Raw genomic sequence first — 8,877 nt, 5'->3', positions numbered from 1 at the left:
TGCTGGTCGGTTAGCTGCCACCGTTCCTTGGCCATTGAACAACTCCTTTCAATGGCCGGGTATCATAAGCCGTTGTATGACGCAAGCTTAAACTGTGCCTAATGTCAGGTTATGAAATGGGCTCTAGGGATTCTATAATCGGGCAGTATCTGACCGTCGCGTTGGAGGAACACGACCTGAGCAACACTGCCAGTGCGCTCCTCATGGCGGTCAGGCTCCTGATCTTGTTGTCAATCTCGGCGATTTTCAACTGCGTTCTATGGCGCACATCGCTGCAGCGTGCCCGTTGACTTTCTCTGAGCCTAAGAAGCTCACCGATTTCAGCCAGCGTAAGGCCGAGCTCCTGAGATCGTTTTACAAAGCGAATCCGGTCGACCGCGTCCGGGGGATACTCGCGGTAGCCCGATGATCGTCGAACCGGCGACCTGACCAGGCCGCGCCGTTCGTAATACCGCAGCGTCTGGATATTGACACCGGCTGCCTGGGCGACTTTTCCTATCAACATCGCTCGCGCACCTCCGTTTGTTCTCCCAAAGATAAACCCTGTACCAAAGTACCGGGTCAAGAACTTTCGATAGATTATCGCGGGAGGACCCAAGAAGTTGCGGGAGTTGCGGCGGGTTCCACAGGCGCTAACTTAACTCTTGTGCGTGGTGGACGTCCTCGTCCACCACGGCCCCATGCTTCGCGGTATATCCGATTGGCCCCAGTGACCTGGCGCGCCGGGAGGTACGCCAGGCACGACTTCGGACAATAAGTTAGCGCCTATGGCAGCGGGTTCTTGTCCGGCCCCGATGGAAGAGTGGGCGGACCGAGACCTGACGCGACAAGTAATGGGAATTCGAACTAGCGAGAAGAGCCTGTGGGGCCTCCTACCCTATCAGCTCCCGCACCTTTTTGAGCAGCGCTTCGCGGTCGACCGGCTTCTCGAAATACGCCTGCGGCGGGTCGACCTGCGTGCGGGTCGAGATGAACCGTTTGAAATCCGATGTCACCCCGGTCAGCATGATGACGGGGATTTTCGACGCCTCCTTGTCGTCGTGAAGCTTGCGATACATCTTGATCCCCGACTCCTTGTCCATCGAGATATCCAGCGTGATCAGGTCCGGCCCCTCGGCCTTGACTTTTTCGAAGCCGTCGAAGCCGTCGTAGGCAAACGACGTGGCGTAACCGTTGTCCTCGAAAAACGCTGTCAGCCACTCCACCGTATCCGGTTCATCGTCCACAACGAGAATTTTTTTCTTTTCGGCCATATTCGTATTCCTCTGTCGCTATGTCACATTCGCGTCTGTCGGAGCAATATGTGGCCGGCGACGCGGCAGTTCAACCAGAAAGCTGCTCCCCTTGCCTTCCTCCGATTCCACCAGTATCCGCCCACCGTGCGCCTGGGCGATCTTATTCGATATAAACAGCCCCAGCCCGGTTCCACCCGCTCCCTTGGATGAGAAAAAGAGGCTGAACGCCTTCTCGCGAGTCTCCCGATCCATGCCGATACCGTTATCGGTCACCACCAGCTGAACCGCTTCCGGCTGTTCCCGAAGTTCGACTTTCACCTGATGCGACGGTTTCTCCGCGTCGATGCGGCAGGCATCGAGCGCATTCTCCACCAGGTTGACTAGCAGGGAGCGGATCATCTGCGGATCGCATTCGAAACGGCCGTCGCCGCTCATCGCGCACTCCAGATCGATCTGCATCTTTTTCGCCCGCTCGACCATCAGATTGCAGACATCTTTGGCGAGATCGCTGCCGGTGATCGTCTCCCAGTTCGGTTCGCGATCTTTGGCGTAGTATAGTATGTCCATCACCATCGAGCGAATCCGCTCGACATTGCGAAGCGCGATATCCCATCCCTTATCGATCCGCGCCCGATCGTCTTTCTTAAGGCCCGAATTGATCAGATAAATGCCGCCATCGAGCGAGTTGAGCAACCCTTTGATGCCGTGCGAGATCGTGCCGATCAGCATCCCCACCGAGGCCAGCTTGTCCTGCAACTGGCGGAGCTGGGTGATATCGGCACTCATCTCGATCACGTTTTCGATCTCGCCGTTCTCGCCCCGCACCGGCGCGGTGTGGACCAGCACGTTAATTGTCTCGCCGGTCTGAGACGTCACAACCTCTTCGTGCGAGTGGGTGAGGCCGTCACGGAAGGTCTGCTGTACCGTGCACGGCACGCACTCTTTGGTGCGGTGCTTGTACACATCGTAGCACTTGCGGCCATAGCCGACACCAAACGTCTCCCGATGTAGCCGGTTAGCGTCGACAATATTCAGTTCGCGATCCTGAATCGAGATAAAGCAGGGCACATCCTCGAACAACTGGCGGTACTTGCGCTGGCTGTCCCGAAGCTGCTTTTGCAGGTTCTTCAACTCCGTGACATCGGTTGACATCTCGATTACCTCGGCGACCTCGCCGTTTTCCCCGAGAATCGGGGTCGTGTAAACCAGCACCGAGACCGCACGGCCGTCGAGCGTTCTTACCAGCTCCTCGCTCCGATGTTTTTGTCCGTCGTGGAACGTGCGTGCCACCGGGCAATCCTCGCATGGCTCGGGCCGCTGCTTGTAAACCTGGTAGCAGAAGCGACCCTGGTAATCGCCGAAATCGGATCGAAACGACTCGTTGGCGGCGACTATGCGAAAATTCCGATCCTGCACGGTCAGATAACCGGGCAGGGCATCGAAGACTTTATCACTGTACCGACGTCGCTGGTTTTCCATGCAGGCCACCTCTGCCGGGCAGTCACGCTCGCGCGCTATGCCACGTGCTCGATCTTGAGCGTCTTGCGCACGTTGAACAGGATCGTCTCATCGTCTACCGGCTTGTCGAGGTACCCTTCAGGCGGCGGGACAGGACGATCGTATATCAATTTCCGCATCTCCGGCTTGCCAGTGATAATGCAAACAGGAATCTGCTTAGTCTCCGGAGTGTGTCTCAGCAGCTCGAATACTTCGATACCGGATTTACCGGGCATGGAGATATCGAGCGTGATTAGATCCGGTTTCTCGGAGCGGGCAAGCTCGAACGCCCGGTTGCCGTCGCTGGCGGAAATCACTGTGGCGCCGTGATCTTCCAGCACCGTTGATACAAACGTCACGAAGTCCGGCTCATCATCGGCGACAAGTATGCGATAACCGGCCAGGCTCGCAGCAACTGCTGCTACCGGTACTACCTCGGCAGGAACGGCCACTACCTCCGGTTTCCACACTAGGGCGTTGGCGCACAGGTTGACCAACTGTGTGACTTTCATGTCCAGCTTGTAGTGTTTGATCAGATCGGCCAAGCCGTCGACACAGTTATGGCAGGTAGTCACGACAATCTTGGCGCCGGTTGCCTTAAGCTGATCGGCTTTAATCTTCGCGGACTTCAAGCGTCGGGGCGTGTACTCGGACATCGACATCGCCCCGCCGCCGCCGGTACAGCAGTAATTCTCGGCCCGATTGGGATACATTTCACGAAAGTCGGAGCAGATGAGCTGCAGCAGTTCGCGCGGCTCCTCGGTCACGCCGCAGCCGCGGGCGTAGTTGCAGGAGTCGTGAAAGGTAACCGGGATGTCGTTCCTGGTCTTGTCGACTTTGATTCGCCCCTCCCTGATATAGCGAAGCATGGTCTCGATAGAGCTCTCCATCCTGAAATCGACATCCATCTTCGCCCAGTTCTGCCCCTCGCAGCGAGTGGAGCGGTAGCCGTGACCGCATTCTGAGATAACCAGTGTCCGGCCGCCCAGCTCCTGTACTTTCTCGAACAACCGGCGCGAGCAGGCCCCACCCAAATCGTCGTCGCCGGAGAACAAACCGAAATTGGTCATGTCCCAGCCCTCCGACGGCATAGTCCAGTCCTCGCCGGCGGCGTTGAAAATCATCGCCGCATCGGAGATAGTCCTCGGATCGTACTTCACCTCGCGCGGATTGATCGAGTAAACGACATTGGCGTCCTGCTTGTCGATCGGGATACCCGGGTAGTTTTCTCCGTATTCCATGCGCATCTCGTCGGTCAACCATTGCAGGGTGTCGACATAGTCCTCTTTCAACACCCCCATTTGGTTGCCGATTTCCCACTGATCCTTGCTGACTACCGCCACGCCCTCGGGCATCACGCCGACCGAAACCAGCAGGCCGCGCGCCATACGGTTAAACGTGGGCAGGTCGACACCCATGGGGCAGTTGATCGTGCAGCGACGACAATTCGTGCACTTGCCGAACACGATGTCTTTGAGGTCTTCGAGATCCTGATCGGTATAGAGGCTTTTCGCGTGCACCCACCAGGGGAACATCCGGCCGGTCCAGTCGTAGTGGCGCTTGAAAATGCGCCGTAACTGGTCGCCCTTCCAGGCGGGCGCGTAGGTGGGATCGCCCGGATTCGCCAATACATAATGACAAGACTCGATACAGTTGCCGCAGTGAACACAGCCCAGCAGCGAACCGACAATCTGGCGATTGAGCTTCTTGCCCAGGCGCTCGATAACGATTTCAGCTTTGTGTGATCTTGTTGTCAGCGTGGTTTCCATCAGTTACATCCTCTATCGCTGCGGGGCCGCCCGCCTGATCGGGAATACGCCGCGGCGGCCAAGGGTTTTGCCTAAGTAATACCGCGTAAACGGGTAATACAGGTAGTGTGAGATTTTCGAGAAGGGGACATAAACAAGGAAGAACGACCCCATCAGGAAGAACGCGTATGCCTGCCAGTCGCCGTTGCTGTAGTCGTTGGGCGCTGCCAGAACACCCAGTCCGAACCAGGCTGTCAGAAGCCAGACCGCGAAATGGTCATCGGGGGAGCTGATTGCCCGCACGTAGATATTGCTGATTCGTCGAATGATCCGGAGCAAGCCGACGACAAAAGCCGCGCCGATGACAATCCTAAAAATAGTCGCCAGTGTGGGCGGCAGCGGGCCGCCTTTGAAGTAAAACGATATCGAAAACATGAGCGCTATTGCCGCGGTCACACCCAGATGGAAGACCACGAACTGGAGATAGAGAAAGAACTTGGTTCGAGTCGATTCCATTGCCCACGGCATCGCGACATTGGCCCACGAATAGACAATGCTCTTGCGGGGTTTGGCGCTTCCCGCGCTGGTCGGCGCCTGGCGCTCCATCCCCGCCGGAAAACGGGTCAGCCAGTAAACTCGAATAATGTAGACTACAGCCATGAAACAAAGAGCCGCATCATGAAGCGTACCGCGAACGAATTCCAGGCTCATTGTCCTACCTCCCTCTCTGCGCGGCTATTGCCGCCAGTTGTTTCTGGAACGGCAGGTACTCACGGTTGTCGAACAGGCACACGACGACGTCGGTGATGCCGGTCTGGCGCATCAGATAATCGCCGATCACGCCCAGGGTGATACGAGCGCTGAGATCGAGCGGCACGCCGTAAAACCCGGCCCCCATCGGGGGAAAGGCAATCGCCCGAATTCCCTTTTCCTCTGCTTTCACCAGGCAGTTCTGGACAGTCAGTTTGAGTTTCGCTTCCAGATCCTCCTCTTGAAACCGGGGACCCACCGCATGAATGATGTACTCTGCCTTCATGTCACCGGCGGCGGTGATGACAACGTCGCCCGTCGCCAGCGGCCCGAGACCATTGAGTTCCTCCTGCACAGCCGGGCCGCCGCGCTGGGCGATTGCGGTCCCGAACCCGGAGCCGAGCGCCAGATCAGGCCGGGCATAGTACACGAACGACTCGATCGCCTGGACGGTGATATCCCCTTTCACCAGGCGCAATGTGGTCTTCTTGATCTTGAGTGTATCCGACGCGTCACCCTGAGTGCGATCCACTGCCGGTGTCGCTTCACTACTCACTTTGACTTGATCAGCCATGCCAACAACCTCGCAAATACATATCCTCACTGATTATCAGCCATTGACGGAACCCCGCGGATGCACTGCCTGAGCTGTTCGAGATCGAACGGCTTGCGAATCCAGCCGAAAACTTCGCGATCGCAGTAATCGTCGATATCGCGACTGCGTGATGAGAGAATTATCCGCGCCACCGGAATGCGAATGTCGCCAAATAAGCTGTTGCAGATGCTGCCGGTGCGTTTCTTGCCGAACGCGCAATCTACCACGACATAGTCGGGCCGGAAGTACTGAATGGCGACAGCCGCGTCGTACTCGCTGACACAAAACTTCACCCTGAGCCCTTCGACCTGCTCCACTTTCTCCTGGCTCTTCAGAATGGAACTCGATCCGGTGAGAATCAGCACGTTCAGCCCCTGGCCGTGGACCAGCTTGTAGTATTCGCAGTCGGTGCAGGACGTATCGCACATCAGGTTGAGACAGCCCAGCCCGCCTGGGAGCTCTTTGAGCTCATAGCAGCGGCGGGCTCGCGATCGAAAGGTGATGCAGTCACGGCATTCGGGCTTGATCTCGCCGCCCGCCGCCAGAAACTCCCAGCAGTACTGATGCATGACGGGCGTAGTTTCTTCAACGGCGCCAAGGTGCGCAGACTTGGTGGTGCCAAGAACACCTAATTCGCCAGTCGGGATGCGAAAGTGCCCGCCCAGGGTGCGGTATGACTTGACCTTCCCAGCCCGGACCCACTTGAGCACCGTATCGGGTGAGACCGCCAGCAGGCGTGCCGCCTGAGTGGTGGTCAGGTAGTCCTTGTTAGGGTCTGGTCGGTCCATTTATGACATTTCTGAATTTTCTGAATTTGGAGAAATATACCTATATGTCGGCGACGGTCAACAGGAATTTAGGAAAATTTTCACAAAGTCGAGCACAGGGCCGTCTGAGCGCAATAAGCTATCCACAAGCAGCACAATAACATACTCGATCAGTACAAATAACCAGACTAACACGGTCTTATAAGATGTCTTATATTTGTTGCGCAGAATCAGTGGCCCTTGTGAGTTTACCGGTCGTGGCGTAACTTGGCGTAAGGAGTCGGTTCGCAGAACATTCACGAGGAAGTTAATGGCCCATAGGAGACACTAACTATGCCACTTATCGATCTTCAGTCCGTCAAAGAGCTTGAACTCACCAAGGGTATTCGCGCGAGGGTGGTGAGTACCGGCAATGTCAGCGTGGCGCATGTCATTTTGGACGATGGCGCGGTGCTGCCGGTGCACTCGCATCACAACGAGCAGATAGTGGATGTGATTGAAGGAGAGATGGAGTTGACAGTCGAGGGTATACCTTATCGACTGACCGCGGGGCATCCGTTCGTGTTGCCGCCGATGACACCGCACGGAGCGCGGGCGATCAAGCGGTGTTACGTGATCGACATCTTTCATCCCGTACGCGAGGATTTTGTCCGCGCGACTGCGCACACATAGGTGGCTCACCCTCCGGGTGGGATGAAAACCTTTTAAGGTGTGATTTAGAAAGCGCGATGTCGGGTTTCTCGCACGAATGGTTAACGCTCGGAACCCGACCTACCAGACTGATCGCGCCGGTGCGACCGAATCGTAAGACCAAGCATCCTCACGTATCTATCGATCAGTACATCACGTGGACCGGCGACAACGGCTTCCCGTACGATCCCTGGCTTCGGGTGCACGCCAAAGCAGGCGGGCGGATAATCAAGCCGTGCCACACGGCGATGCGGATTGTCGGGGCAGTTGCGGAGTGGGAGTCATGGACCGGTATGACATGTCCGCGCAGTGGCGACTATGTGATCCCCGGCGCGCTCGTGCCGGTGCGTATTGATGTCGCAAAGAACGAGGGCTCATACATTGAACCGAATGTCTGGATGTGGCATGGGGGGGTAGCCCGGTAGCCCACAGCTTGCTGTGGGTAGTTACATTCTCCGAGATGACCATCGTACCTCTAATAAGCACGTATGCCCCGCTCCGCCTTCGGCGGACGGTGGGGGGAGATTCCTCGATGATGTCCCATTGCTTACATCCCTTTGTCGGAAAGATAACATGGAATAGGGTCTTTGTCATCCAGCATTTTGTGAATCCGGACTCCTCACTCCCGCCCAAAGGGTGGGGCACCTTGTGGAATCTTCACCCACCGCAAGCGGTGGGGCACCGAGACTTTACTCTCCTGCGGGTGCTGTCAACTGCCCCACGCGAGGGTCGCGGAGTTTGCGGCGGATCGGGACGGTGTAACGGCTGTGGTGCTCGTCGCCCACCTCAAACGTGAACGAGCGCTCTAGTTCGTTAGCCAGCGCTTCCGGCTTGAGCACTAACTCGGCTGTGACGGTCTGGCCTGGGCCGACGGTTGGTGGAAGAGTCAGCGTGCCAATATCCTCCACCCCGGCTATTAAACTGATAGCAAGCTCTTTGTCCGAGACATTGGTTATCTCAAGCGATGCCCGGTCGCGAACCGCCTCGCCGTACTGCGAGATGTCCAGTTTGAACGGCTCCAGCCGCAGCGGGAAGGTCGAATCGGGCCGCGGGACGACGTACGAGATGATCTTAACAGTGTGAGGGTCGGCCAGACCGGCAATCTCAATCACCGGCGTCTTGACTACGCGCTCGAAATACAACCGCGACGAAAAAATTATCTCCAGCCGTGCGCTGTCGCCCGGAGGCACTATCTCTTTATCGAGCGGCGCCTGCGTGCAACCGCAGCCCGGATTGACTTTGGCGATTTTCATTTCCTGGTCGCCGGTATTGTGCAGCCAGAAGACGTGCGCGACTTTCGAGTTCTGGGGGATGTAGCCGAAATCAAACTCAGGCTCAGGTATAGTCAACAACGGTCCGGCCCATACGGATGTCGCGGGCAGGATCGCAACTGCAGTCGCTATCAACACAGCATTCATTCTGTTCATCATATTCTCCAATCGGTGTATGCCCATTATACTCGGCCGCAGTCGCCGCCGTTCGAGGCTGTCATGGCGGGTCAGTTGCGCAGCCGCAGTAATATATCCTCTCTTGGGACGCTCGTGGCAAGAAAAGCGTTACCGATTTATATCTTGATCTCGGCCGTCCTGGCCGGT

Annotated in this window: 10 protein-coding genes; 2 read left to right on the top strand and 8 right to left on the bottom strand. The window is 57.0% G+C overall.

The window, feature by feature from the left end; translation table 11 throughout:
* Window positions 1-109: 109 nt before the first annotated feature.
* The 7 genes from AB1772_08800 to AB1772_08770 form a co-directional block, all read right to left on the bottom strand.
* Window positions 110-505, bottom strand: coding sequence for a heavy metal-responsive transcriptional regulator (locus tag AB1772_08800; GenBank protein MEW5796447.1), 396 nt, complete (start codon window positions 503-505; stop codon window positions 110-112).
* A 367-nt stretch (window positions 506-872) separates the two neighbouring features.
* Complete coding sequence (locus AB1772_08795; GenBank protein ID MEW5796446.1) at window positions 873-1,253, bottom strand: response regulator; 381 nt, start codon at window positions 1,251-1,253, stop codon at window positions 873-875.
* Window positions 1,254-1,271: 18 nt separating this feature from the next.
* Window positions 1,272-2,714 (bottom strand): PAS domain-containing sensor histidine kinase, encoded by a 1,443-nt coding sequence (locus tag AB1772_08790; protein ID MEW5796445.1) that lies wholly within the window; start codon window positions 2,712-2,714, stop codon window positions 1,272-1,274.
* A gap of 35 nt (window positions 2,715-2,749) precedes the next feature.
* Window positions 2,750-4,501 carry a response regulator gene (locus AB1772_08785; GenBank protein MEW5796444.1) on the bottom strand — a complete coding sequence of 584 codons (1,752 nt, stop codon included), beginning with the start codon at window positions 4,499-4,501 and terminating at the stop codon, window positions 2,750-2,752.
* A 12-nt stretch (window positions 4,502-4,513) separates the two neighbouring features.
* A complete protein-coding gene (locus tag AB1772_08780) occupies window positions 4,514-5,191 on the bottom strand; it encodes a hypothetical protein (protein MEW5796443.1) in 678 nt (225 codons plus the stop codon).
* Window positions 5,192-5,195: 4 nt separating this feature from the next.
* Window positions 5,196-5,804, bottom strand: coding sequence for a macro domain-containing protein (locus AB1772_08775; protein MEW5796442.1), 609 nt, complete (start codon window positions 5,802-5,804; stop codon window positions 5,196-5,198).
* A 26-nt stretch (window positions 5,805-5,830) separates the two neighbouring features.
* Window positions 5,831-6,613, bottom strand: a complete 783-nt coding sequence (locus AB1772_08770; GenBank protein MEW5796441.1) for a helix-turn-helix domain-containing protein — start codon at window positions 6,611-6,613, stop codon at window positions 5,831-5,833.
* 312 nt (window positions 6,614-6,925) lie between these two features.
* Between AB1772_08770 and AB1772_08765 the strand changes: the two genes are divergently transcribed.
* Entirely contained in the window at window positions 6,926-7,264 is a 339-nt protein-coding gene (locus tag AB1772_08765) for a cupin domain-containing protein (protein ID MEW5796440.1), read from the top strand.
* A gap of 56 nt (window positions 7,265-7,320) precedes the next feature.
* A complete protein-coding gene (locus tag AB1772_08760; GenBank protein ID MEW5796439.1) occupies window positions 7,321-7,707 on the top strand; it encodes a hypothetical protein in 387 nt (128 codons plus the stop codon).
* 264 nt (window positions 7,708-7,971) lie between these two features.
* Here the strand turns inward: AB1772_08760 and AB1772_08755 are convergent, their stop codons facing one another.
* Window positions 7,972-8,709, bottom strand: coding sequence for a DUF1573 domain-containing protein (locus tag AB1772_08755; protein ID MEW5796438.1), 738 nt, complete (start codon window positions 8,707-8,709; stop codon window positions 7,972-7,974).
* Between the last annotated feature and the right edge of the window lie 168 nt (window positions 8,710-8,877).

Source organism: Candidatus Zixiibacteriota bacterium, assembly GCA_040752815.1.
Taxonomy (GTDB): Bacteria; Zixibacteria; MSB-5A5; order GN15; family FEB-12; genus JAGGTI01.
This window is presented reverse-complemented; position numbering and strand designations above follow the sequence as displayed.

What these genes read in the sequence shown, in the direction of transcription:
- AB1772_08800 (MEW5796447.1), bottom strand. Translation starts at nt 505, where the DNA reads ATGTTGATAGGAAAAGTCGCCCAGGCAGCCGGTGTCAATATCCAGACG.
- AB1772_08755 (MEW5796438.1), bottom strand. Translation starts at nt 8,709, where the DNA reads ATGAACAGAATGAATGCTGTGTTGATAGCGACTGCAGTTGCGATCCTG.
- AB1772_08795 (MEW5796446.1), bottom strand. Translation starts at nt 1,253, where the DNA reads ATGGCCGAAAAGAAAAAAATTCTCGTTGTGGACGATGAACCGGATACG.
- AB1772_08790 (MEW5796445.1), bottom strand. Translation starts at nt 2,714, where the DNA reads ATGGAAAACCAGCGACGTCGGTACAGTGATAAAGTCTTCGATGCCCTG.
- AB1772_08770 (MEW5796441.1), bottom strand. Translation starts at nt 6,613, where the DNA reads ATGGACCGACCAGACCCTAACAAGGACTACCTGACCACCACTCAGGCG.
- AB1772_08775 (MEW5796442.1), bottom strand. Translation starts at nt 5,804, where the DNA reads ATGGCTGATCAAGTCAAAGTGAGTAGTGAAGCGACACCGGCAGTGGAT.
- AB1772_08785 (MEW5796444.1), bottom strand. Translation starts at nt 4,501, where the DNA reads ATGGAAACCACGCTGACAACAAGATCACACAAAGCTGAAATCGTTATC.
- AB1772_08765 (MEW5796440.1), top strand. Translation starts at nt 6,926, where the DNA reads ATGCCACTTATCGATCTTCAGTCCGTCAAAGAGCTTGAACTCACCAAG.
- AB1772_08760 (MEW5796439.1), top strand. Translation starts at nt 7,321, where the DNA reads ATGTCGGGTTTCTCGCACGAATGGTTAACGCTCGGAACCCGACCTACC.
- AB1772_08780 (MEW5796443.1), bottom strand. Translation starts at nt 5,191, where the DNA reads ATGAGCCTGGAATTCGTTCGCGGTACGCTTCATGATGCGGCTCTTTGT.